Here is a 23,480-nt window from a genome sequence, read left to right on the forward strand (position 1 = left end):
GAATATTCGGATGAGTACCGATAATTCTGACCTGCGTGAGAACAAGCGCAACGTAATGCTCGTGTTCATCGGTCTCATGGTCACGATGCTTCTGGCATCCCTCGACCAGACCATCTTCAGTACCGCGCTGCCGACCATCGTCGGCGAGCTCAACGGTGTCGATCACATGCTCTGGGTCACGACGGCCTACATCCTCGCCACGACGATCGTGATGCCCGTGTACGGCAAGCTCGGTGACCTCGTCGGCCGCAAGGGCCTGTTCATCGCCGCGATCGGCCTCTTCATCGCCGGTTCCGTCATCGGCGGTCTCGCCGGCGACATGGGCTGGCTCATCGCTGGTCGCGCCGTGCAGGGCCTCGGTGGCGGTGGCCTCATGATCCTGTCGCAGGCGATCATCGCCGACGTGGTTCCCGCGCGTGAACGTGGCAAGTACATGGGAGTCATGGGCGGGGTCTTCGCCCTCTCCTCGATCGCCGGGCCGCTGCTCGGCGGCTGGTTCACGGAGGGCATCGGCTGGCGCTGGGCGTTCTGGATGAACCTTCCCCTCGGCGGCCTCGCCATCCTCGCCGCCGTTCTGTTCCTCCGTCTGCCGAAGATCGAGAACCGCAAGCCGCGGCTCGACGTCGCCGGGATGATTCTGCTCGCGATCGCATCGACCTGCCTCGTGCTCGTCACCACCTGGGGTGGAAACACCTACGAGTGGGACTCGCTCATCATCATTTCGCTTATCATCGCCGGAGTTCTCGCCGCCGTCGGGTTTGTCTTCGTCGAGCGCAGCGCTGTCGAGCCGATCATGCCGCTGCACCTGTTCGCCGAGCGCAACTTCAACCTCACGACAATCGCCGGTCTCATCATCGGTATCGCGATGTTCGGTGCGCTCGCGTACATCCCGACCTACCTGCAGATGGTCAGCGGTGTCAACGCGACCCAGGCCGGCTATCTGATGATCCCGATGCTCGCCGCGCTTCTTGTCTCGTCGATCGGATCGGGCATCCTGATCACGAAGTACGGTCGCTATAAGTGGATGCCGATTCTCGGTACCCTCATCGTCGCGGTCTCGCTCGTGCTGCTCTCCACCATGACGCCAGACATGGAGATCTGGGTGCTCTGCAGCTACCTGGCCATCATGGGCTTCGGTCTCGGTCTCGCCATGCAGGTGCTCGTTCTCGTCGTGCAGAACACGTTCCCCGCGTCCGAGGTGGGCACCGCAACGGCGTCGAATAACTACTTCCGCGAGATCGGCGCTTCGCTCGGCTCCGCGATCGTCGGCAGCCTGTTCGTTGCCCGCCTCACCGACCTCCTGGCCGAGCGGATGCCGGGGGCTGCCGGTTCTCCCGAGACGGACACCAATTCGTTTACCCCGACGATGGTCAAGGAGCTTCCCGGTCCGGTCAAGGACATCGTCGTTGGCGCATACAACGACTCACTGACGCCGGTGTTCCTCTACATGACGCCGCTCATCCTGATCGCCGCCGTGCTGCTCTGCTTCGTCAAGGAAGTACCTCTTGCGACGACGATCGTGCAGGAGGGTATGACCCCGATCGACACGACTGCTGCTCCGGTCGGCGACACTCCGGTCGGCGCTCGTGCGGTCGACGTAGATGCGGTCGACGCGGATTCGGTCAGCGGAGGCAAGACCCCCGGAGGCGAAGCGCCCGCGATCCGCTGATCCCCTCTCGGCAGACGGCCCTTTCTCCTCGCGGAGGGAGGGCCTTCGTCGTGCGTGCGCCGCCCGGCCGAAGCCCAGTTCACCCGTCCCGGACGAGATCACTCGTTATGCCGGGTGTTCTCGACCGCAGCGAGTGATCTCGAGTCTGTTGCGTCATGGTCGAGCACGCGAGGCTTGACACCCGAGCCCACGATCCCCAGACTCGGAGGTACAACGTTGTAAAAGGAGTGTCGTGACCGCAGGTCCTGTGTCCCCGATCGCTGGTGAGCGAACGAAGCTCGACCCGCTCCCGTTCGACGCCGTGACCTTCACCGGCGACGGAATGCTCGCCGCCTGGCAGCGCACCAACGCGGATTCCACACTCGCTCACTGTGTGTCGCAACTCGAAGCATCCGGCGCCCTCGACAACCTGCGGATCGCCGCGGGCCGAATGACCGGCGACTTCCGTGGATTCCAGTTCGCTGATTCCGATGTCTATAAGGTGCTCGAGGCGATCGGCTGGGAAGCGGGCCGCGGTGACGTCAGCGCGTTCGATCGGTTCGTGAGCGACACCGTCGACCTGCTCAAGGCAGCGCAGGAGGACGACGGGTACCTCGACTCGCACGTTCAGATCACCCGGCCGGGTGAGAAGTTCGCCGAGCTTCGCTGGAGCCACGAGTTGTATTGCCTCGGCCACCTGCTGCAGGCCGGGGTTGCGTGGGCCCGCACGACTTCCCGACGCGACCTCCTCGACATTGGGCTGCGGTTCGCCGCCCTCGTCGACGACACCCTCGGCGATGGACACACGGATGCCGTCGACGGCCACCCCGAAATCGAAACGGCCCTCGTGGAGGTATACCGCCTCACCGGTGAGAAGCGCTGGCTGAACCTCGCCCAGCGCATGATCGACCTCCGTGGTCACCAGTTGGTCGGGCCTGACCCCTTCGGGTTCGAGTACTTCCAGGACCACGCTCCCGTCCGCGAGGTTGACGGGGCGGCGGGGCACGCCGTGCGGCAGCTCTACCTGGCCGCCGGGGTTGCAGACGCCTTCGTCGAAAACGGCGGCGACGCGCTTCTCGCGGCGCTGGAGCGAATCTGGACCGACATGACCGGTCGCAAGATGTACATCTCGGGCGGCGTCGGCTCACGGCACCGCGACGAAGCGTTCGGCGACCCGTTCGAGCTCCCACCCGACCGTGCATACGCGGAAACCTGCGCCGCGATCGCGAGCCTCATGTTCAACTGGCGGATGCTGTTGATCACCGGAGAGGGACGATTCGCCGACGAGATGGAACGCGCGCTGTACAACGCTGTCGCGACATCGACCAGTCCCGACGGTTGCGCGTTCTTCTACTCGAACCCGCTCCAGGTGCGAACGGAGCGCGGGGGAGCGCACGCGCAGGCGCCGGCCCGCCGGGTTGGCTGGTACGCCTGCGCGTGCTGCCCGCCGAACCTCGCGCGGCTCATCGCGTCGTTGCACTCCTACGCGGCGACAACGGCGGATGACGGGCTGCAGCTGCACCTCTACGAATCGGGAACCGTGCGGCTCGGGGCGCTCGGAGGTGACGCGACGACGGCGACGATCACGACGGGATACCCGTTCGACGGTGGCATTCACGTCGAGTTCGACGCACCCTTCTCCGGCGGTGAGCTGTCGCTGCGGATCCCCGCCTGGGCCGAGTCGTTCGAGCTCACCGTGGATGGGGTGCTGACGCACGCCACGGAAACGGACGGGTACCTGCGGGTCGCCGGTGATGGCATCCGTTCGCTCGACCTGGCCCTGGACATGCCCGTCGTCGTGCACCAGCCACACCCGCACATCGACGCAGTGCGGGGCTGTGTCGCCGTGACGCGGGGGCCTGTGGTGTACGCGGTCGAGCAGAGTGACCTGCCGGACGGGCTCTTGATCGAGGACCTCGTGATCGACCCTGCGGCTGGGGGCACTGTCGGTGCGGTCGACCCGGAACTCGGGATGCCTCTTCTCACGCTGCAGGGCAGTTCGCGGAGCGAGGTGCCCGGCGAGCTGTACCCGGAGTGGCGTGGCGGCGGCTCACGGCCGAACGGCAGAATGGACGTGTCGGCGGTGCCGTACGCGCGCTGGGGCAATCGTGGCCCCGGCGGCATGCGGGTCTGGCTTCCGGCGAGCTAAGGAAAGGGCACTGTGTCTCTGGAAATGTCTGCCGAAATCGGAACCAACTGGTCGGCGAACCATGCCTATCGTGCCCGGCGCATCGAAGCGCCGTCGAGCGTCGAAGACGTTCAGCGACTGGTCGCGGACGCGACGGCGGTGCGTGCGCTCGGCACCCGGCACTCGTTCAACCCGATCGCGGATTCTGCCGATCTTCTGCTGTCAACGTCGAACCTCGTCTTCGCGCCGCACATCCAGGAGCATGAACGGCTCGTGACGGTCGGGGCCGGAATGCGGTACGGGGAGCTCGCCGGCGAACTGCAGCGGAACGGCTGGGCGCTGTCCAACCTTGCATCTCTTCCGCACATCTCCGTCGGCGGCGCCATCGCCACGGGAACCCACGGATCGGGCAACGGCGTGCGGTCGCTCGCTGGATCCGTCGCCGCTGTCGAAATCGTCACGGCGAGCGGTGACGTCGTTCAGCTGCGCCGCGGTGACGCTGACTTCGAGGGTGCCGTCGTGAACCTCGGCGCACTCGGCGTCATGACCAGGGTCGCACTCGACATCGAACCGACGTACGACATCGAGCAGACCGTGTTCGAACGACTGCCGTTCGATGCCGCCACCTCCAACTTCGACGCCATCACCGGCGCGGCGTACAGCGTTTCCCTGTTCACGACCTGGCGGGACCCGGACGTCATCGACCAGGTCTGGTTGAAGCGCCGCCCGGGTGTTGACGCCGCTCCTCCCGCTGACCTGTTCGGTGCGGTGCCCGCGCCCGCCGACCGGCATCCGCTGCCCGGAATCTCCGCCGTCAACTGCACGGCGCAGATGGGCGTGCCAGGGGCGTGGCTCGACCGGCTGCCGCACTTCAGGCTGGACTTCACGCCGTCAAACGGTGAAGAACTGCAGTCCGAGTTCCTTGTGCCTCGTCGCCACGCCGTCGCGGCGCTCGCCGCCGTTCGCGAGCTGGCCGACAGGATCTCGCCCCTGCTGCAGGTATGCGAGGTGCGAACGATCGCCGCAGACACACTGTGGCTGAGCTCCGCGTTCGAGACGGATGCCGTCGGGCTTCACTTCACCTGGTTGAGGAAGCAGGCCGAGGTGGAGGCCCTCCTGCCCGAGCTCGAGGCTGCACTCGCCCCGTTTGACGCGCGACCGCACTGGGGCAAGGTCTTCACCGCCGACGGGGCAGCGATCGAACGGCTCTACCCGCGGATCGACGATTTCAGGGCGCTCGCCGCCCGGTTCGACCCGGAGGGCGTGTTCGTCAACGAGTTCCTCGCGGAGCGAGTGCTCCCCGAGCGTGGCTAGGCTTCACGCATGAGTGACGTCACGGAGCCAGCAGGAACACCGGGCCGCGGGACCGATGCGGAGCGCACGGAAGCCGCGCTCAGCGACGCGACCGCGCAGGCACAAACTGAGGCGGAGGCGGCTCTTCACCGGAGCGAAGACGCCGCCGCCGAGGCGAAGCGCGCGGCCGAGGCGCAGGCCGCTGAGGCGCTCGCCCGTGCTTCAGTCGATGGTGAACGCGCTTCTCTCGCCGCGCGTTCCGCTGCCTCGGCGGCGACCGAGGCTAAGGACCGGGCAACGGATGCTGCGTCGCACGCCGCTCAGGCGGCATCCGCCGACGCACAGGCCGCCGCGGACGAGACCACGGCGATCGCGCGCGAGGCCGCGGAGTAAGTTCAGCCGTGGTCTCGGCCGCGGCTCGCTCGAGCGCTGCACTTCCAGTCGTGCGCTGCAGATGCTTCTGCAGCGCACGGCGAGTATCTGCAGCGTTCGGGTACGCGAGCAGTACGGCGCGTGCTACCCGACGGCCGTCACGGAGTACAGCGCTGCCTGCTCGGGTGCGAGCAGTGGCGCGGGGAGCCCGACGGTTGCGAGCACAACAGCGGTCAGGCACACACCCTCAGGATTACCGAGCCACGGCGGGGCGGCATCCTGGATGGCACGCGGTTCGGCTCCCACCGAGAGCGGAGCGACGCGGTACACCCGGTCGGGGTCGAGGCCGGGGAACCGCATCGGCGCGGGCAGCGCGGTGAGCGGTGCTCCGCTCGCGACGTAGGCGAACAGGCCGGTCGAGCCATCGGACGAGACAACACCGTGAAGCGAGAGCGCCGGGTCGGAAGAGTCGGCGCGTACGACCGTGCCCGAGTGCAGAAGCCCTCGCAGTGACTTGTACGACGAGATCCACGTGCCTATGGAGGCGAGTTCGTCTTCGTCTGCCGCCGTGAGGTTCCACTCGATTCCCGCGCTGCCGAAGAGCGCCGTCGCAAGCCTGAAGCCGAGGTCCGAGGTGCGCCACGTCGTGTGTGACCGCGCTGCCCCCAGGTGCCCGCCGAGGTACTCGGGCGGGATGACGATACTCGAGTAGCGCTGGATCTCCTGGCGCTCGAGCGGATCGTTGGTGTCGCTCGTCCACACCCGGTCGACGCGTCGCAGGATTCCCAGGTCGATGCGTGCGCCGCCCGAGGCACACGACTCGATCTCGACGGTCGGGTGCGCGGCGCGGACGGCGTCGATGAGGCGGTACAGCGCCGTCGTCTGGCGATGAGCGGATGCCGTCAGCAGGTCGCGGTTGTGATCCCACTTCAGGTACCGGATGGGGTATTCGGTCAGCAGAGCATCGATCCGGGCGAAGATCCAGTCGAACGCGTCAGGGTTGCCGAGGTCGAGCACGTGCTGGAATCGCCAGCTCAGACCGTCAGCGTCGATCACCCAGTCGGGGTGCTCGCGGGCGGTGTCCGAGTCGAGGTTGATCATCTCTGGCTCGACCCACAGTCCGAAGTCCATGCCCGCGCGGTGCACGCGGTCGATGAGGGGCATCAGGCCGTCGGGCCATTTCGCTCTGTCGACGAACCAGTCGCCGAGCGCACGCCGGTCGTCGGTGCGGCCGGAGAACCAGCCGTCGTCGAGGACAAACCGTTCGACACCGACGCGACCGGCGACATCCGCCAGTTCACCCAGTGTGGTGAGGTCGTGGTCGAAGTAGACGGCTTCCCACGTGTTGAGCACGACGGGCCGTGGGGCGGTGATGGTCGACCATGACCGGATCCACGGGTGCAGGTGCGCGGACAGTCCGTCGAGCCCCGCGTCTGAATAGACGGCGATGGTCCACGGCGTGGTCCAGGTTTCTCCCGGCTCGACCCGTGCTTCGCCGGGGGCGAGGAGTTCACCGGCGCCGACCGTTGCGGGCCCCAGGGCGGATCGCTCAGCCCAGAGGCGTTTGTCGCCGCTCCACGCGAGGTGGACGGCCCATACCTCGCCCGTGCGGAAGCCGAACCCGGGTGTCCCGACCGTGAGCAGGAAGGCGTCATCGTGGCCGGGACGGCCATGGCGGGACTCCCGGCTCCAGACGCCGTGGGTCATCCGGTGCCGTTGCGGACGACGTTCGTGGGTCCACAGGCCGCTGAAGTCCAGGACCTCGCTCGCCCGGTCGGGAACAGGAAGAATGGCGTCGAGTGAGCCAAGCTCAAATGCAGTTGACGCTCGATTGGTGATGCTCGATCGCAGCCCAAGGACGCCGTGTTCGCTCAGCTCGATCTCGACGGTGATCGCCAGGGATCCTGCGGTATTTGCGAGTCGAACGAGAAGTTTGTGTTGGGCGGGCGTTTCCACCCCGACGAGGGAAAACGCACCAGGGTTCCGGGAGTCGCCCGAGGAGAACCCCGAGATTCCCGGTCGGCCACTCCAGCCGTCGGTGAGGCCGGGCAGAAGAGTCAGCCGGAGCGGCACGTCGATGGAGCTGGGTGGTACAGCAGGAATGGCGGCATCGGCCACCGCGGTGAGCGCCGCCTCATCGAGGGCGCCGAGGTCGCGCCCCCAGTGAACGACGGAGGGCACACCCGTGCCGCGGGCGTCCAGGAGGAAACTGGTGCCAGCGGCACGGATGTGCGAGATCAATCCAACTACTCCTTGACCGGGATGGACTGTGACTTGAGTGCGTCGATCGTTGCCTTCTCGCCGGACTCGAGTGCTTCCTTGAGGGTTCCATTGCCCGAGACCGCGGCCTTGAATCCGTCAGAGACGTCGTTGTAGGTCTGCGTCATGGTCGGACCCCACGCGAAGTCGGGGGAGACCTGAGCGGATGCCTCGGCGAAGACGTCGTAGATTGCCTGGCCGCCGTAGAACTCCACGCCTTCCTTGAGAACCGGGAGGTTGAGGCCTTCCTTGGTCGCCGGGTAGATGTTCGCGCTCTTGTTCATCGCGGTGAGCGCCTCTTCCGAGGTGTTCAGCCACAGGGCGAACTTGGCTGCTTCGTACGGGTGCTCCGAACCGGTGAAGACCGCCGTTGACGATCCACCCCAGTTACCGCTTGCCTCTTCGCCGGCATTCCACTGGGGAGACGGTGCAACCGACCACTTTCCGGCGGTGTCAGGCGCGCCGCTCGCGATGGAGTTTGCACCCCAGACTGCGGAGTTCCAGGTCCAGACTTCGCTCGAGTTGTAGGCGTTGTCCCACTCGCTCGTCCACGCGGGGTAGCTGGAGACGAGGTCGCGGTCGATCAGGCCCTGCCAGTAGTCGGCGACGGTGGTCGTCGTCTCGTCGGTCAGGTCTACCGTCCAGTCGGTGCCATCGTTCTCGAACCAGCTTCCGCCGGCCTGCCAGACAAATCCGGCGAACTGGTTGATGTCACCCTGGGAGAAGTTGGTGATGTATCCACCGAGCTCACGGATCTTGATGGCAGCGGCTTCGTATTCAGCCCACGTCGTCGGAATCGCGATGCCGTTCGCCTCGAACAGGTCGGAGCGGTAGAAGAGTGCCATGGGGCCTGAGTCCTGCGGGACCGCGTAGACCGAGTCCTCTTCACCGAACGTAACCTGTCCCCAGGTCCAGTCGACGAAGGAGTCTTCGGCCGCGACGACCTCTTCACAGTCGGCGAGGTTCATCAGGCCGTTCTGGACCCGGAAGTTGGGGAGGGCGTCGTACTCGATCTGGCCGAGGTCGGGCGCGTTGCCGGCTTCCAGCTGGTTGAAGAAGTTCTGGTACGTTCCGCCGTTGCCGTTCGGGCCGGTCTGAACCTTGACCTGAATGTCCGGGTTTTCGGCGTTCCAGATGTCGACCACTTCTTCGATCCCCGGAATCCAGGAGGTGAAGGTGAGGTCTACAGCACCGTCTGCGGGTGTGCATTCGGCTGCGTCAGCCGAGCCGCCGCTCTCCGATGAGGCGGAGCAGCCGGTCAGCGCGATGGCCGTTGTAGTGAGCAGGGCGACGGCGACCGCTCGAGGAGTTGTTTTCATGGTGTTCCTTTGGGTTCAAACGGGTTGTCATCCGGACAGGTATCCGGATGGTGCTGCGGGTGATTCAGGTGATGTTCGGTCGTGCGATTGTGCGGACTACTTCACGGCTCCGGCCCCGAGGCCGTTGCGCCAGAAGCGTTGGAGGAGAAGGAAGAGGATGATGAGCGGGATGATCGAGAGCAGGGCCCCGACGAGGACATACGCCCGAAGTTCGGGGATCTGGTTGACCTGGGAGTTCCACGAGTACAGCCCGAGGGTCACCGGGAAGAGCACCTCGTCGCGCAACATGATCAGCGGCAGGAAGAAGTTGTTCCAGATGGCGACGAACTGGAACAGGAACACCGTCACGAGAGCCGGGAACATCAGCTTCACCGAGACGGTGAAGAAGGTCCGAACCTCTCCTGAGCCGTCCAGTCTCGCGGCCTCGATGAGTTCGTCTGGCACACTCTCCGCGGCAAAGATCCTCGTGAGGTACACGCCAAACGGGCTGACGAGGCTCGGGAGGAACACCGACCAGAAGGTGTTGGTCAGGTTGACCTGGCTGAAGATCAGGAAGAGAGGCAGGGCGAGCGCCGTTGCCGGCACGAGAACCCCGCCGAGCACAATGTTGAAGATGGCGTCGCGGCCGGGGAACCGGTACTTCGCGAGGGCATACCCGCACATTCCGGCGAAGAGCGTGCCGAGGAGCGCTCCGAGTCCCGCGTAAATGGCGCTGTTCAGCATCCATTTAAGGAAGACACCGTCGCGGTACGCGAGGAGCTCGCCGATGTTCTGGATCAGGTTGAAGTCAGCGAACCACAGCGGGTTGGTGTTCGTGAACTGCGATCGGTCCTTGCTCGCAGCGACGAAGAGCCACCAGATCGGAACGAGGAAGTACAGCGTGAAGACGCTCATCACCGTGATGGCGCCGACCCGTGAGAGGGTCTTCTCCTTCGGACCCGAGGGGCTAGGGGCCTTTGAGCGCCGTTGTTTCGGTGCCGATGTTGTGGTTACGGCGCTCATCAGGCGTCCTTCCGCTGGGTGAACTTGAGGATGCTGAACGAGAGCACGAACGTCGCCAGGGCGAGGATCACGGAGAACGCGGCGGCCAGGTTGACGTTGGGGATCGCCGAGGTGGAGTACACCGCGAGGTTCGGCGTGAAGGTGCTTGACACCGCCGAGCTGAAGGTGCGGAACACCTGGGGTTCAGCGAGGAGTTGCAGGGTTCCGATGACCGAGAAGATTGCGGTCAGCACGATGGCGGGCATCACGAGCGGAATCTTGATCGAGAAAGCCATGCGGATCTGCCCGGCGCCGTCGAGTCGTGCCGCCTCATAGATGTCGGGCGAGATCGAGAGCAGCGACGAGTAGATGATCAGCATGTTGTAGCCGACGTAGACCCAGGTGACGACGTTCGCCATCGACCACAGCACGAGATCCGCGGAGAGGAAATCGATGTTCTTCGTGACGGCGGAGAACGGCGACAGGTTCGGCGAGTAGAGGAATCCCCACATGATGGCGGCGATGACGCCGGGCACCGCGTACGGGACGAAGAAGGCGAGGCGGAAGAACCGCTTGCCGCGGAGCACCGGGGAGTCGAGCAAGAGCGCGAAGAGCAACGCGAGCCCGAGCATGACCGGGACCTGCACGATGCCGAACAGCAGCACCCGGCCGATCGAGGCCCAGAACGGACCGTTCTGGAACACCTGAACGTACTGCGCGAACCCTCCGAAGACCTCCTTCGCTTCGCCGAAAGTCCCGTCCCGCTGGATGACGAGCATGGATTCGTACACCGCGTAGAGGATCGGCGTGAGGTAGAACAGCACGAACAGGATGGCGAAAGGCAGGATGAAGACCGCTATCGCTTTCTTGTTCTTCACGCGCGGGCCGCGCACCTTCCCCGGCCGTGCCGGCTTGGTTGCAACAAGGGGGATGTTCATGCTCTGGCGTCCTCTCGGATGACGCGGACTGACCCTGACGGGACAGTGATGACGGATTCGGCTCGCTGGCCGGTGATGAGGTCGGTGCCGTGCGCGGCAATATCAACGTCGGCTGAACCGTGGTTGATGGCGAACAGGTAACTCTGATCGGAGCCGACGCGACGGATGACCTCGACGCTGCCGTCGCTCTCCGGGCCGGTGGCGATGACTCCCGCCTGCGCCGTGACGGTGCGCATCAGGTCGCGGTAGTCGCCGGGGTCGAGTGCCGTGGCGAGGTACCAGCCGGCTCCTGTGCCGTGTTCGTTCCGGGTGATGGCTGGCGTTCCCGGAAGCGGTCCATCGACGTACGACGCGATAGCTTCGGCTCCGGCGAGACGGAGACGCTCGGTCCAGAGTGACGCTCCGGCGCCTGAATCCAGCGCGGTGGTCTCGCCGGGAAGCATGGGCGAGAACTCTTCGACCGAAATGCCCAGCGCCGACCGGAATGCTCCGGGGTACCCGCCCACGCGCACGCGGTCGTTCTCGTCGACGATGCCGCTGAAGAAGGTGACCAGTGCGTGCCCGCCTGCGGCGATGTAGTCGGTGATGTTGGCGGCCTGCGCGTCGGTGACGAGGTGGAGGCCGGGGGCTACGACGAGCGAATAGCGGGAGAGGTCAGCGTCGGGGTGAACAACATCGACGGTGATCCCGAGTTCGTGCAACGCCCGGTATGCGGCGTGCACCTGGTCGAGGTAGCGGACCGAGTGAGACGGCCGCGACTCGCCATCGTGCGCCCACCATGATGGCCAGCTGAAAAGGATGGCCGCGTCGGCGACAACGGTCGTTCCGGTCACCTCGTCAAGCCGGTCAAGGGTCGCCCCGAGTTCGACGACGTCACGCCACAACTCGGTGTCTGTGCCGGCGTGGGGGACCAGGGCCGAGTGGAACTTCTCGGAACCCTGCAGGGACGCCCGCCACTGGAAGAAGCACACGCCGTCCGCGCCGCGGGCAACGTGCGTCAGCGAGTTCCGGATCATCTCGCCAGTGCCCTTGGCGATGTTGTGGGGTTGCCAGTTCACCGCTCCGGTCGAGTGTTCCATCAGCAACCACGGATTCCCGCCGGCGAGGCCGCGGGTAAGGTCTGCCGCAAACGACAGTTCAGTTGCCGGGGCGTCGAGCCGGTGATCGAGGTAGTGATCGTTGGCGACGATGTCCATGTCCGGCGCCCAGGTCCAGTAGTCGAGGTTGCGGATGTGCGCGGTGACCATGAAGTTGGTCGTCACGGGGATGTCGCTGTGCTGGCGCAGGATCTCGGTCTCGCGACGGTAGTAGTCGAGGAGTTCGTCAGAGCTGAACCGCTGGAAGTCGAGAACCTGGCCCGGGTTGCGGCTGGAGAGTGTACGAAGCGGAGTAAGGATCTCCTGCCAGTCGCTGTATCGCTGGCTCCAGAATGAGGTGCCCCACGCGTCATTGAGTGCGGAAATGGTCTCGTACTTCGCCTCGAGCCAGCGGCGGAATGCCCGAGCTGTGTCGTCGTCGTAGCAGAGGGAATTGTGGCAGCCGAGTTCGTTCGACACGTGCCAGAGCGCAACGGCCGGGTGCGACCCGTACCGTTCGGCAACCGCGGTCACCAGTCGAAGCGCGTGCTCGCGGAAAACAGGCGAACTTGGGCACCAGGCCTGCCGGCCACCGGGGAACCGGGTTGTTCCATCGTCGGCCGTTGGCAGGATCTCCGGGTGCGCCGTTGTCAGCCACGGGGGAGGGGACGATGTTCCCGTGCCCAGGTTGACCCGGATCCCCGCGGAGTGGAGGAGGTCGATGATCGTGTCGAGCGCACCGAACTCGTACTCGCCCGGCCGGGGCTCCAGCTGGGCCCAGCCAAAGATATTGATCGCGACGAGATCGACCCCTGCTTCACGCATGAGGTCGACGTCCTCGTGCCAGGTGTCAACGTCCCACTGTTCAGGGTTGTAATCGCAGCCGAAGGCAATCCCATCGTGAACGAACGAGGGACGATCTGCTGTCGCGGTGCGACGTGGTTCCGAACTCACGAACTCCCGGTTTTCTGTGAACGTGCACAGATCCGGGAGGACGCCCTCACCGTTGAGTCTCTGTGAACGTTCACAGATTACGGAGGCCTGAGCGATTCTGTCAAACGGGAGGACCGATATGGTGGTGCCATGTCCCTCTCGCCGATCCGCCGAAAGCGCGCAACGATTCATGACGTCGCCGTCGAGGCCGGGGTGTCGCGCGGCACGGTCAGCCGCGTCATCAACGGGGAGCGTTATGTTTCAGACGACGCACGGACGGCGATCGAAGCGGCCATCAGCAAGGTCGGATACGTTCCGAACACTGCAGCCAGGAACCTCGTCATGCAGCGCTCGGAAGCCGTCGGGTTTATCGTCCACGAGCCTCACTCGCTGTTTCTCGAAGACCCGAACATCGGCGCGATCATGCTCGGCGCCAACGACGCGCTGTCCCGTGCCGACCATCAAATGGTGTGCCTTGTCATCGACTCTGACCGCGACACCCGGCGGGTCGCCCGGTACCTGAGCGGTGGGTTCGTGGATGGCGTTGTCGTCGTCTCTGCGCGTGAGAACGACCCCATAACCAGGATCATCGAAAGCCTGGACCTGCCGGCGGCATTCGTTGGGCATCCCCCTGATTTGCGCCGCCTTCCGTTCGTGGGAATCGACAACAGGGCGTCGGCGGAGGCAATCACGAGGCGTCTTCTCCAGACGGGGCGCACACGGGTCGGGATGATCGCAGCAGCGCTCGACCGGGACTCCGGCTCCGATCGGCTTGCCGGATTCCGGTCAGCGCTCGGCGATCGGTTCGACCCGTCGCTCGTTGAGCCGGTGCCGTTCTACTCCTTCAAGGCGGGGTTCGAGGGCATGCAGCGCCTGCTCGCGCGTGAGCCGGAGATCGACGGTATCTTCGCCGCATCCGACGCGGTTGCTGCCGGTGCGATTGACGCGATGAAGGTTGCCGGTCGGTCGGTTCCGCGCGACATCGGCGTGGTGGGCTTTGATGACAGCGCGTGGGCCGAGCGTACCCAACCGGCTCTCTCCACAGTTCACCAGCCAGCGACCGGCCTCGGTGCGCGCGCTGCCGAGATCGTTCTCGCGCAGTTGCGTGGCGAAGACCCTGACCTCGCCGGAGTGCTGCTTGAGACCCCCATCGTCTGGCGCGGCTCCGCCTGAATCGGGGGCTGAGTGGTCAGCGACCGAGCGACGCTTCTGCGATGGCACCGATTCTGAGTGCGCGTTGTTCGGCAGCGACGTCACGGTCCTCCGCCGCCCAGCTCGCGCTTAACCCGGTCCACGCGACGGTCCACTCGAGAAGGGTCGACTCCGGGATGCCAGCGAGCTGCGAAATGAGACCCACCCTTCGGTCGAATCTCGACTCCGCAATGTCCTGGACGGGATTGCAGAGAATGTTCGTGTAGTCGAACACCCGATTGCCCACGAGGTACTTGGGGTCGATCGCCAACCATCCTGAATCACCGAAGTCGAGCACGTTGTCGTGGTGGAGATCGCCGTGAAGAACGACGAGGTCGTCCGGCCCCGCCGCATCGAAGACGAGGCGACGGGCCAGTTCCGCCGAACGGGCGTAGAAGCCCCCGGTCCCGGCCCTCAGGAACAGTGACCGGAACCACGAGTCAAGCGGAATCAATCCGTCAGGCCGTTCATCGAACTTCCGGCGGGACACGGAGTGCAGCCGTTCAGCGACCGAACACAGCACGCGGGTCGCACGGCCGTCGTCACCGCCCTTCGCGATGTCGACGAGTGAGGCACCACCCCACGGAAGCACCGCTGCCGTGTCGTCGTGCTCGAATACCCGGGCGGCTCCGGTGCCGTCCCACCAGGCGAGCAGCCGGCATCCGTTCGCTTCTTCCTCAGTGCGGGCGACCTTGAGCATGGCACGCCCGCCGTGCCTGAGCACCGGCTGGAGGTGTGACGATGGAGTGCTGAACCCGGATCCGAGCGGCTGAAGCGACCAGCGGATGAGCACATCGTCGACGGATGCCGGTCGCCAGCTTGTCATGCCGCCACCCTATCGAGGGCGCGGCAATGGTGCGCCGGGGGTGCTGTCGGGCTCGATGACGGTGTGCGTAGAATCAGCACGGTGATGACGATTCGCCCGTACCGTCCCGGTGACAGAGCCGACATCTACGATGTCTGCGTGCGCACAGGCAGGACCGGATTGGATGCCACCGGCCTGTACTCAACAGATGATTTGTTGCCCGATATCTACGCGCTGCCGTACGTCGACCGCGAACCGGAGCTGGCCTTCGTCGTCGACAACGGTGAGCGAGTGGTCGGTTACGTCATCGCGACGGCCGACACCCGCGAGTTCGCGCTGTGGTTTGCGGAGACCTGGTGGCCCACCGTGGCGCACAAGTACAGCGGCACCGGTGCGGCTGAGGCACCCGTGGTCGAGGGTGTCACGGACCCCCGGCGCATGCTGATCGACGAGGTGGACGAGTACCCGGCGCACCTCCACATTGACCTCCTGCCCGACGCACAGGGCCAGGGTTTCGGCCGGCGGCTGGTCGACGCGCTTCGGGCGGCGCTCGCCGAACGGGGTGTTCGGGGGCTGCATCTCACGATGGGCGCCGACAACGTGAACGCCGGTGCCTTTTACGAGCGGCTGGGGTTCTCACGGCTCGCTTCGAGTACCCGCTCAGCGACGACGTACGGTATGCCGATTTCGGTTGCAGCGGATGCCGGTGGTCAGGGAAACCGGATCGGTCTGCGCTCGAACCAATAGAGCATCTCCGGGCGCGTGGTCTGGAGCTCATCGAGCGTGACCGGATGATCGATGTGCTCGATCGGTACGGTGCTGAGCTGCGCCGCGATGCGGTTGATGCTGTTGCGGGTCCAGTACTCACCGCGCATGCGGAGAAGAGGTTTGCCGGACGAGTTCAGAACGAACATCTGCAGTCGCGGTTGCGAAGCCATCGTGCGATGCATCTCGAGCATGATGACCCGCTCGACGTCTGCGATGTCGGTGAGGGTCACCCCACCGAAGAAGCGGACCTCGCACAGCGTGGTGGGAGTTGCCGTAATACTGACCCGGGTGTACCGGTAACCGGCAATGAGAACGGCGACGAGCAGAGTGAACTGGGCCGCTCCAACCCAGCCCCAGGTTCCGGCCGGAATGGTCAGCCAGTACAACACGATCATGATGGGAACGCTGAGGGCCAGCAGCGCAATGATGCCCTGGGCAAGAAGACCGCGACGTACTCTGACCGTCACTGTGGTCATGTCCGTTGTGGCTGTCATCGTCTCCGCGTCCCCCGGGAGCCAGTCTCTCGTGTCCGGGTGCTGCAACACTATCCACTCTTTGGGGGACACCGCGGGGCTTAGCGGACAGCGTGGCCTTCTGCTATCCGGTGCCGTCACGAGTCTCAGGCCGGGATCGGAAGCAGAAATCGCCCGTCCTGGTGGGCGAGCGATTTCTGTGTCGTGGCGGAGAATGGGGGATTCGAACCCCCGAGGGCGTTAACCCAACACGCTTTCCAAGCGTGCGCCATAGGCCACTAGGCGAATTCTCCTTAGCCGGTGTCATCGCCTCAGCGAATCAACCTCAGCTATCCTACCGTGACTTGAGGCGGCATCCGAACGCGTGCGGCGCAGGCGGCACGCAGGCCGTTCAAAGTCTGTAGAATGGGTGACGGCTCCTCGCGTGGCGCCATCCAGGCCAACTCCCCCAGGACGGAAACGTAGCAAGGGTAACCGGGCTCTGGCGGGTGCGCGAGGGGTCTTTTCCGTTTAACGGGTCCGTTCGGAGGAGCGCGCAACGCGCCCGGTAGAGTCATGGAACCCATGACGGAGGGAACGCGGATGTCTGACACCGGTCGCCTGGCGAAGGCGCGAGATGAGTTACGCCGAGTGCGGGAGCGAATAGATCAGCATCCCCTGAACGATCCAGCGTTTCTCGAAGCGCGATCGGTGATCGCCGAACATCAGGAGAGTGAACGTGAGGTCGTTGCGGCCGAGCTCGCACGACGGAACCTGCCGTCGCTCGGCTCGCAGAGCAGGGCTCTCGTGCTCGGGCTGACGTCGCTTGCTCGACTCAACCGGAAGCGGATCCGGCTTGAAGAACAGATTGCGAAACTCGAGTCGGCCTAAGCGTGGGGGTGGCGGGGCTCGCCGTCAAAAAACGTATTTGTAGGTCTTGACAACAAACCACCCCCCGAATAGGCTTCGAGCACTTGAGCACTTTCGACAACGTTTTCGAAACTTTCGAATCGCGTTCTCGCTCACCTCACTTTCGCGCAAAGGAGCGTCATGAAAGTTAGATCCGTGTCCCGCAAAATCCTGGTGGGCGCCATCGCCGCCGGGTTGCTTGTGCCTCTATTCACGTCGCCGGCCGCGGCAGCGGAGCCTGAAACGCTCCTCTCGGCCGACTTCGAGGACAGCACGCTGGGGGGCTGGGAGCAGGGCGGCAGCCCGGTTCTCAGCTATGAGCCGGTTGACGAGGGCGGCACTGCCCTGGTCGTTGGTGACCGGGCGGCCGATTTCGACGGCATCCAGACACCGGCAGGCCTGTTCGCCGACCTCGAGGCCGGCGACACCCTGACGTTCTCGATGAGGGCGCGTCTCGCCGAAGCGACCCCGGCCCCGGTCAATATCCGATTCGTCGTTGGCCCGGATTACACCTGGATCGGGAACACGCCGCTCATCGCCGACGCCTGGTCGACGGTCGAGGGAACCTTCGAAATCCCGCAGGACGCGGATGTCACGGCGCTGCAGGCGTACATCGGCACGGAGGGCCTGCCCGGCGGAACGAGCTACAGCTACCTCGTCGACGACGTCACCGTTTCCGCGGTGCGCGCGGACGACCCCACCGACCCCACCGACCCCACCCCGCCAGGTAACTCAGACCTGTCGTCGCTCAACACGGGCTTCGAAGATGGTCTGGGCGGGTGGGTTCCCCGAGCCGACGCCAGCGGCCCCGCATCGGTGACCGTCTCGACCAGCGATGCCCACAGTGGAGCGCAAGCCGCACTGGTGTCCGGCCGCACCTCGCAGGGCCAGGGCATCGGACACGATGTCACGGGCATCCTGCTCCCAGGCCAGACCTACGAGGTCTCTGCCTGGGTGAAGTTCGCCGCGGGCGAGACCGCGGGAGACGTCTGGCTGAGCCTCGCGCGGACGACGGGCGAATCGACGTCGTACGGCACGCTCGGTCAGTTCACCGGCATGTCGAACAGCACCTGGGTGCAGGTGAACCAGACCTTCCAGATGGGGGAAGCCGACTCAGCGCTGCTCTACTTCGAGACCGCGTACAACGGCGGCAACACCTCCTCGTTCCTGATCGATGACATCACCGTCGCTGTTCCCGCGACCGGTGGCGAGGTCGAGGACCTCACGCCGATCAAGGACACCGTGAGCTTCCCCGTCGGTGCAGCGATCGACAGTCGTGAGACCACCGGCACAGCGGCTGACCTGCTCACGAGGCACTTCGACCAGGTCACCTCCGAGAACTACATGAAGCCAGAGGCCTGGTACAACGCCGACGGTGAGTTCACCCCGCACGCCGAGGCCGATACTCTGATGCAGTTCGCCCAGGATGAAGACCTCGCCGTCTACGGTCACACCCTGGTCTGGCACTCACAGACTCCGGCGTGGTTCTTCCAGAACGACGCGGGCGTGGCGCTCACCAACAGCGCTGCCGACCAGCAGATCCTCAGTGACCGGATGCGCACGCACATCTTCAACGTCGCCGAGTACCTCAGTGACACCTACGGCGAATTCGGCAGTGATTCAAACCCGCTCAACGCATTCGACGTCGTCAACGAGGTCGTCTCGGACGGCAACGAAAACGCCGACGGTCTCCGCCGCAGCGAGTGGTTCCGCATCCTCGGTGAGGACTTCATCGACCTGGCATTCCAGTACGCGGATGAAGCCTTCAACGATGAGTTCGCAGCCGCTGGCTCCAACCGGCCGGTGACGCTCTTCATCAACGACTACAACACCGAGCAGGACGGCAAACAGCAGCGCCTGCACGCACTCGTTGAGCGGATGCTGGAACGCGGGGTGCCGGTCGACGGTGTCGGCCACCAGTTCCACGTGAGCCTGTCGACCCCGGTCGAAGCGCTCGAAACCGCCCTGTCGGCATTCACCGACCTCGGGCTCACCCAGGCCGTCACTGAACTCGATGTGACAACGGGCACCCCGGTGACCCAGGCGAAACTGGTCGAGCAGGGGTACTACTACCGTGACGCGTTCCGGATCTTCCGTGCACACGCCGCTGACCTGTTCTCGGTCACGGTCTGGGGACTGACCGACGGACGCAGCTGGCGCAACAGCTCGGGTGCACCGCTCGTGTTCACCGACGCTCTCGTGGCGAAGCCCGCCTACTACGGCATCGTTGACGCGGAGCTGCCTGCACGGTTGCGAACCGCCAACGTGTTCCAGGGCGACGTTCCCCTCGACGCTGACGCGACGACCGCACTTGAGTGGCAGCAGCTCCCGCTGCAGACCATCGAGCAGAGCGCCCAGTTCCAGTTGCGCTGGCAACCGGATCACCTGACCGCGTTCGTCCAGGTCGACGATGCGACAGCGGATCCCACTGACGAGATTCAGTTCACGTGGGGCGAGGAGACGGCGACGTTCGGCCGCGACGGGACCGGTGACATCGAGGGTGTCGTCACCGAGACCGATGGTGGCTACAGCATCGTCGCGCACCTTCCGCTGACCGCGGCTGAGCAGGGGGACACCGTCGCTTTTGATGTCCGGGTTCAGAACAACGGCACAGTAACCGGGTGGAACACCGCGGGAACGGTCGGGACCCTGACGCTGCTCGAACCGCTGTCGTACCAGGAAGTGGTCGAAACCGACGCCGCTCCCACGATCGACGGCACCGTCGACGACTCGTGGACCTCCGCCGGAACCGTTGAGACGCTCAAGCAGGTAGAGGGCACCGCTGGGGCATCCGCGGTCTTCAGCACACTGTGGCGGGACAACACGCTGTACCTCCTCGCCGAGGTCACCGACCCGACCGTCGACGTGTCCGGATCCGACCCATGGATTCAGGACTCGGTCGAGATCTACGTGGATCCGGGCAACCTGAAGAACGGTTCATACCGCTACGACGACACACAGATCCGCATCAGTGCAGACAATGCTGTGTCGTTCGGAACCGGTGACGAAGCGTTCCAGCGCAACCGGGTCACATCTGCCACGACCCGGACCGACACCGGCTACCGCGTTGAAGTCGCGGTCAGCCTGCTCGAATCCGGCGGAGCCGGGTCCTTCCAGGGACTCGACCTGCAGGTCAACGACGCGTCGAACGGCGCTCGCACCGGCATCCGTAACTGGGCAGACCCGTCAGGTGCCGGCTACCAGTCGACAGCGCGCTGGGGAGTGGCTCAGCTCGTGTCTGCCGTCGAAGGATCCCAGCCGATGATCTCGGTTTCGCCCGAGTCCGTCGTCGCCGGGAACACGGTCGACGTCGAACTCAGCGGGTTCGAGCCGGGTGTCGAGGTTGCACTCCAGCTGCGGGAGCCCGTCGTGGCCGACGCGTTCTCGATACTCGCACTCGAGGTTCCGGCGGTGCTCGCGACGGTGACGACGGATGCCGCTGGTGAGGCATCCGCCCGGGTCACCATCCCGGCGGACACCGCCGCGGGTGCCTATGAGATCGCCGCGCTCCAGGACGGGGTGGCTCGTGCCTCGGCTCCTCTCGCCGTGACGGTTGCGGCCGTTGGGCCGCAGCAGCCCGGTGCTGGATCTCAGCCCGGTGCGGGCGGCCAGGGTGCTGGCGCCGACCGTTCAGGCGCTGACGGCCTCTCGGACACGGGAGCGGACGTCGCACCCCTGGTGCTGATCGCGATGCTGCTGCTGCTCGGAGGAGCGGCGCTGGTCCGGTCGCGCCGCGCGGCCAGGTAATTCGGTCGTAAGAGCCGGCGGGAGCGATTGCTCCCGCCGGCTCTTGCGTTTGCCCCCGCGTTCGGCCCGAGGGCCAGCCCCTATCGGACGGGCGTGCCCTTTCCTAGGATGACCCCATGACCCCGTCAACGGCAGACACGACAGCGGCACACACGACCACGGCAGAACCGACCTCGGTCAGCGAAGAGATGCTCACCCGGATCGATGCATGGTGGAGGGCAGCCAACTACCTCTCCATCGGGCAGATCTACCTCCTCGACAATCCGCTTCTCCGTGAGCCGTTGACGAAGGACCACATCAAGCCGCGGCTCCTCGGGCACTGGGGAACCACCCCGGGGCTCAACTTTGTGTACGCGCACCTCAACCGCGTGATCGCCGAGCGGGAACAGTCCACCCTGTACATCACGGGCCCCGGCCACGGCGGTCCAGGAATGGTGGCGAACGCCTGGCTCGACGGCACCTACTCCGAGATCTATTCGCCCATCTCTCAGACCGAAAAAGGGATGAAGCGGCTGTTTCGCCAGTTTTCGTTCCCCGGCGGCATCCCGAGCCACGTCGCGCCGGAGACGCCGGGCTCGATCCACGAGGGCGGTGAACTCGGCTATGCGCTCAGCCACGCGTACGGCGCCGCGTTCGATAACCCCGACCTCCTGGTCGCCGCTGTCGTCGGCGACGGTGAAGCCGAAACCGGACCGCTCGCGACCAGCTGGCACTCGAATAAGTTCGTGGATCCACTCGAAGACGGAGTCGTCCTCCCGATCCTGCACCTCAACGGGTACAAAATTGCCAACCCGACGGTGCTCGCGCGCATCCCCGAGGACGAGCTGCTCGATCTCATGCGCGGCCACGGCCACAACCCGTACATCGTCTCCGGCGGCTTCGACGGTGAAGACCCGATGCTCGTGCACGCCAGGATGGCGAAAACGCTCGACACGGTCCTCGATGAGATCGCCGAACTCAAGCGCACCGCCCGGCAGCAGCGCGACGCGGGGGGGGACGTGACCCGCCCGCGCTGGCCCATGATCATCCTGCGCACTCCCAAGGGCTGGACCTGCCCGGCCGAGATCGACGGCCTCCTGGTGGAGGACACCTGGCGCGCGCACCAGGTCCCGCTTGCCAACGCGCGCGACACGAAAGAGCACACGAAAATCCTCGAGGAGTGGCTGCGGCGATACCGCCCTGACGAACTCTTCGACGAGACCGGCCGTCCGGTCGCTGAGATCACCTCGCTCGCCCCGACCGGCGACCTGAGAATGAGCGCGACCCCGCACGCCAATGGCGGGGTGCTGCGCCGTGAACTCGAACTTCCCGACTTCCGCGACTACGCCGTCGACGTCCCTGTTCCCGGCGGTACCACCGCGGAGGCGACGCGGGTGCTCGGGGTGTGGCTCGCCGACGTGATTCGCGACAACCCCGACAACTTCCGGATCTTCGGCCCGGACGAAACGGCATCCAACCGGCTCGCACCCGCTGTCTACGAACACACCGACAAGCAGTGGGATGCCGAGATCCTCCCGGTCGACAAGAATCTCGCGAGGGCCGGACGGGTGATGGAGATGCTCAGCGAGCATCAGTGTCAGGGCTGGCTCGAGGGATACCTACTCACCGGCAGGCACGGCCTGTTCAACTGCTACGAGGCGTTCATCCACATCATCGACTCGATGTTCAACCAGCACGCCAAATGGTTGAAAACGACGTCGGAGATTCCGTGGCGCCGGTCCGTCTCGAGCCTCAACTACCTGCTCTCCAGCCACGTCTGGCGGCAGGACCACAACGGATTCAGCCACCAGGACCCGGGTTTCATCGACCACGTCGTCAATAAGAAGGCCGACGTGGTGAGGGTGTACCTTCCGCCGGATGCCAACACCCTGCTGTCGACGTACGATCACGTCCTGAAATCGGTGGACTACGTCAACGTCGTCGTCGCCGGCAAGCAGCCGCAGGCAAACTGGCTCACCATGGACCAGGCCATCGCCCACTGCGCTCGGGGCATCGGGATCTGGGACTGGGCGGGATCCGAGCAGCCCGGCACCGAACCTGACGTCGTGCTGGCGTGTGCCGGTGACGTTCCGACGCTCGAAACGCTCGCGGCGGCATCCCTTCTTCGTGAACACCTGCCTGAGCTCCGCGTGCGCGTGATCAATGTCGTCGACCTGATGCGGCTGCAGAACGAATCCGAGCACCCGCACGGGATGAGCGACAGGGAGTTCGACTCGTTCTTCACCGTCGACAGGCCCATCGTCTTCGCGTACCACGGCTATCCGTGGCTCATTCACCGTCTTGCGTATAAGAGGAACGGCCACGAGAACATCCACGTGCGCGGCTACAAGGAAGAGGGCACGACGACGACCCCGTTCGACATGGTCATGCTCAACGACCTCGATCGGTACCGGCTCGTCATGGACGTCATCGACCGGGTTCCTGGCATCGGCACGCGCTCGGCGGGGCTGCGGCAACTGATGGAAGACGCTCGGCTCGCCGCGCGCCAGTACACGAGGGATCACGGCGAGGACATTCCCGAGGTCGCGACGTGGCAGTGGTCGGGCAAGGGCGCCGGTGTGTCCCAGGAGGACGCGCAGGAACGGGTTGACGAGACCGGGGGCGACAACGGCTGAGCCGTGGGACTTTAGCGACTGTGGCCCTGCCCGCTGGGTCGTAGTC

Annotated in this window: 16 protein-coding genes, 1 tRNA gene and 1 other RNA gene; 10 read left to right on the forward strand and 8 right to left on the reverse strand. The window is 65.3% G+C overall.

From position 1 onward, the window contains the following. The first annotated feature begins 10 nt into the window (after window positions 1-10). From C3E77_RS02505 to C3E77_RS02520, 4 genes are all read left to right on the forward strand, one after another. Window positions 11-1,669, forward strand: coding sequence for an MDR family MFS transporter (locus tag C3E77_RS02505; protein ID WP_108390194.1), 1,659 nt, complete (start codon window positions 11-13; stop codon window positions 1,667-1,669). Between the two features lie 232 nt (window positions 1,670-1,901). After that, window positions 1,902-3,797 (forward strand): glycoside hydrolase family 127 protein, encoded by a 1,896-nt coding sequence (locus tag C3E77_RS02510; RefSeq protein WP_234031262.1) that lies wholly within the window; start codon window positions 1,902-1,904, stop codon window positions 3,795-3,797. A 24-nt stretch (window positions 3,798-3,821) separates the two neighbouring features. Beyond that, window positions 3,822-5,090: a D-arabinono-1,4-lactone oxidase gene (locus tag C3E77_RS02515; RefSeq protein ID WP_108390195.1), complete on the forward strand. Its 1,269-nt coding sequence runs from the start codon at window positions 3,822-3,824 to the stop codon at window positions 5,088-5,090. A 9-nt stretch (window positions 5,091-5,099) separates the two neighbouring features. Beyond that, complete coding sequence (locus C3E77_RS02520; RefSeq protein ID WP_108390196.1) at window positions 5,100-5,462, forward strand: hypothetical protein; 363 nt, start codon at window positions 5,100-5,102, stop codon at window positions 5,460-5,462. A 123-nt stretch (window positions 5,463-5,585) separates the two neighbouring features. Here C3E77_RS02520 and C3E77_RS02525 read toward each other — a convergent pair whose 3' ends face one another. The 5 genes from C3E77_RS02525 to C3E77_RS02545 form a co-directional block, all read right to left on the reverse strand. Then, window positions 5,586-7,682, reverse strand: a complete 2,097-nt coding sequence (locus tag C3E77_RS02525) for an alpha-galactosidase (RefSeq protein ID WP_108390197.1) — start codon at window positions 7,680-7,682, stop codon at window positions 5,586-5,588. A gap of 5 nt (window positions 7,683-7,687) precedes the next feature. Then, the gene (locus C3E77_RS02530; RefSeq protein ID WP_108390198.1) at window positions 7,688-9,019 is read right to left on the reverse strand and encodes an ABC transporter substrate-binding protein; all 1,332 of its coding nucleotides are present in this window, start codon (window positions 9,017-9,019) and stop codon (window positions 7,688-7,690) included. 96 nt (window positions 9,020-9,115) lie between these two features. Next, window positions 9,116-10,021, reverse strand: a complete 906-nt coding sequence (locus C3E77_RS02535) for a carbohydrate ABC transporter permease (protein WP_108390199.1) — start codon at window positions 10,019-10,021, stop codon at window positions 9,116-9,118. Further along, window positions 10,021-10,938 carry a carbohydrate ABC transporter permease gene (locus tag C3E77_RS02540; RefSeq protein WP_108390200.1) on the reverse strand — a complete coding sequence of 306 codons (918 nt, stop codon included), beginning with the start codon at window positions 10,936-10,938 and terminating at the stop codon, window positions 10,021-10,023. The genes C3E77_RS02535 and C3E77_RS02540 overlap by 1 nt, the downstream gene beginning before the upstream one ends. After that, complete coding sequence (locus C3E77_RS02545; protein WP_234031263.1) at window positions 10,935-12,968, reverse strand: beta-galactosidase; 2,034 nt, start codon at window positions 12,966-12,968, stop codon at window positions 10,935-10,937. The genes C3E77_RS02540 and C3E77_RS02545 overlap by 4 nt, the downstream gene beginning before the upstream one ends. 129 nt (window positions 12,969-13,097) lie before the next feature. Here C3E77_RS02545 and C3E77_RS02550 point away from each other — a divergent pair, with 129 nt between their 5' ends. Further along, window positions 13,098-14,120: a LacI family DNA-binding transcriptional regulator gene (locus tag C3E77_RS02550; protein ID WP_108392966.1), complete on the forward strand. Its 1,023-nt coding sequence runs from the start codon at window positions 13,098-13,100 to the stop codon at window positions 14,118-14,120. Between the two features lie 16 nt (window positions 14,121-14,136). On the opposite strand, the gene C3E77_RS02555 is transcribed toward C3E77_RS02550, so the two are convergent. After that, the gene (locus C3E77_RS02555; protein WP_108390202.1) at window positions 14,137-14,964 is read right to left on the reverse strand and encodes an aminoglycoside phosphotransferase family protein; all 828 of its coding nucleotides are present in this window, start codon (window positions 14,962-14,964) and stop codon (window positions 14,137-14,139) included. 84 nt (window positions 14,965-15,048) lie between these two features. Between C3E77_RS02555 and C3E77_RS02560 the strand changes: the two genes are divergently transcribed. Further along, the gene (locus C3E77_RS02560; RefSeq protein ID WP_108390203.1) at window positions 15,049-15,690 is read left to right on the forward strand and encodes a GNAT family N-acetyltransferase; all 642 of its coding nucleotides are present in this window, start codon (window positions 15,049-15,051) and stop codon (window positions 15,688-15,690) included. On the opposite strand, the gene C3E77_RS02565 is transcribed toward C3E77_RS02560, so the two are convergent. Together C3E77_RS02565 and C3E77_RS02570 are read right to left on the reverse strand one after the other, a co-directional pair. Then, entirely contained in the window at window positions 15,654-16,205 is a 552-nt protein-coding gene (locus C3E77_RS02565; RefSeq protein ID WP_108962417.1) for a hypothetical protein, read from the reverse strand. The genes C3E77_RS02560 and C3E77_RS02565 overlap by 37 nt on opposite strands. 184 nt (window positions 16,206-16,389) lie before the next feature. After that, a tRNA-Ser gene (locus tag C3E77_RS02570) sits at window positions 16,390-16,477 on the reverse strand. Between the two features lie 118 nt (window positions 16,478-16,595). Here C3E77_RS02570 and ffs point away from each other — a divergent pair. The 4 genes from ffs (at window position 16,596) to C3E77_RS02590 (ending at window position 23,434) form a co-directional block, all read left to right on the forward strand. Beyond that, window positions 16,596-16,692, forward strand: an RNA gene (ffs, locus tag C3E77_RS02575) — signal recognition particle sRNA small type. A gap of 74 nt (window positions 16,693-16,766) precedes the next feature. Further along, window positions 16,767-17,054: a hypothetical protein gene (locus C3E77_RS02580; RefSeq protein WP_162924889.1), complete on the forward strand. Its 288-nt coding sequence runs from the start codon at window positions 16,767-16,769 to the stop codon at window positions 17,052-17,054. Between the two features lie 159 nt (window positions 17,055-17,213). After that, window positions 17,214-20,819 (forward strand): endo-1,4-beta-xylanase, encoded by a 3,606-nt coding sequence (locus C3E77_RS02585; RefSeq protein ID WP_108390206.1) that lies wholly within the window; start codon window positions 17,214-17,216, stop codon window positions 20,817-20,819. A 116-nt stretch (window positions 20,820-20,935) separates the two neighbouring features. Next, window positions 20,936-23,434: a phosphoketolase family protein gene (locus C3E77_RS02590; RefSeq protein WP_108390207.1), complete on the forward strand. Its 2,499-nt coding sequence runs from the start codon at window positions 20,936-20,938 to the stop codon at window positions 23,432-23,434. Window positions 23,435-23,480 lie beyond the last annotated feature (46 nt).

The sequence above is a fragment of the Mycetocola zhujimingii genome (assembly GCF_003065425.1).
In the GTDB taxonomy this organism is placed as follows: Bacteria; Actinomycetota; Actinomycetes; order Actinomycetales; family Microbacteriaceae; genus Mycetocola_A; species Mycetocola_A zhujimingii.

What these genes read in the sequence shown, in the direction of transcription:
- C3E77_RS02505 (WP_108390194.1), top strand. Translation starts at nt 11, where the DNA reads ATGAGTACCGATAATTCTGACCTGCGTGAGAACAAGCGCAACGTAATG.
- C3E77_RS02515 (WP_108390195.1), top strand. Translation starts at nt 3,822, where the DNA reads ATGTCTGCCGAAATCGGAACCAACTGGTCGGCGAACCATGCCTATCGT.
- C3E77_RS02520 (WP_108390196.1), top strand. Translation starts at nt 5,100, where the DNA reads ATGAGTGACGTCACGGAGCCAGCAGGAACACCGGGCCGCGGGACCGAT.
- C3E77_RS02530 (WP_108390198.1), bottom strand. Translation starts at nt 9,019, where the DNA reads ATGAAAACAACTCCTCGAGCGGTCGCCGTCGCCCTGCTCACTACAACG.
- C3E77_RS02535 (WP_108390199.1), bottom strand. Translation starts at nt 10,021, where the DNA reads ATGAGCGCCGTAACCACAACATCGGCACCGAAACAACGGCGCTCAAAG.
- C3E77_RS02540 (WP_108390200.1), bottom strand. Translation starts at nt 10,938, where the DNA reads ATGAACATCCCCCTTGTTGCAACCAAGCCGGCACGGCCGGGGAAGGTG.
- C3E77_RS02550 (WP_108392966.1), top strand. Translation starts at nt 13,098, where the DNA reads ATGTCCCTCTCGCCGATCCGCCGAAAGCGCGCAACGATTCATGACGTC.
- C3E77_RS02555 (WP_108390202.1), bottom strand. Translation starts at nt 14,964, where the DNA reads ATGACAAGCTGGCGACCGGCATCCGTCGACGATGTGCTCATCCGCTGG.
- C3E77_RS02560 (WP_108390203.1), top strand. Translation starts at nt 15,049, where the DNA reads ATGACGATTCGCCCGTACCGTCCCGGTGACAGAGCCGACATCTACGAT.
- C3E77_RS02565 (WP_108962417.1), bottom strand. Translation starts at nt 16,205, where the DNA reads ATGACAGCCACAACGGACATGACCACAGTGACGGTCAGAGTACGTCGC.
- C3E77_RS02580 (WP_162924889.1), top strand. Translation starts at nt 16,767, where the DNA reads ATGTCTGACACCGGTCGCCTGGCGAAGGCGCGAGATGAGTTACGCCGA.
- C3E77_RS02585 (WP_108390206.1), top strand. Translation starts at nt 17,214, where the DNA reads ATGAAAGTTAGATCCGTGTCCCGCAAAATCCTGGTGGGCGCCATCGCC.
- C3E77_RS02590 (WP_108390207.1), top strand. Translation starts at nt 20,936, where the DNA reads ATGACCCCGTCAACGGCAGACACGACAGCGGCACACACGACCACGGCA.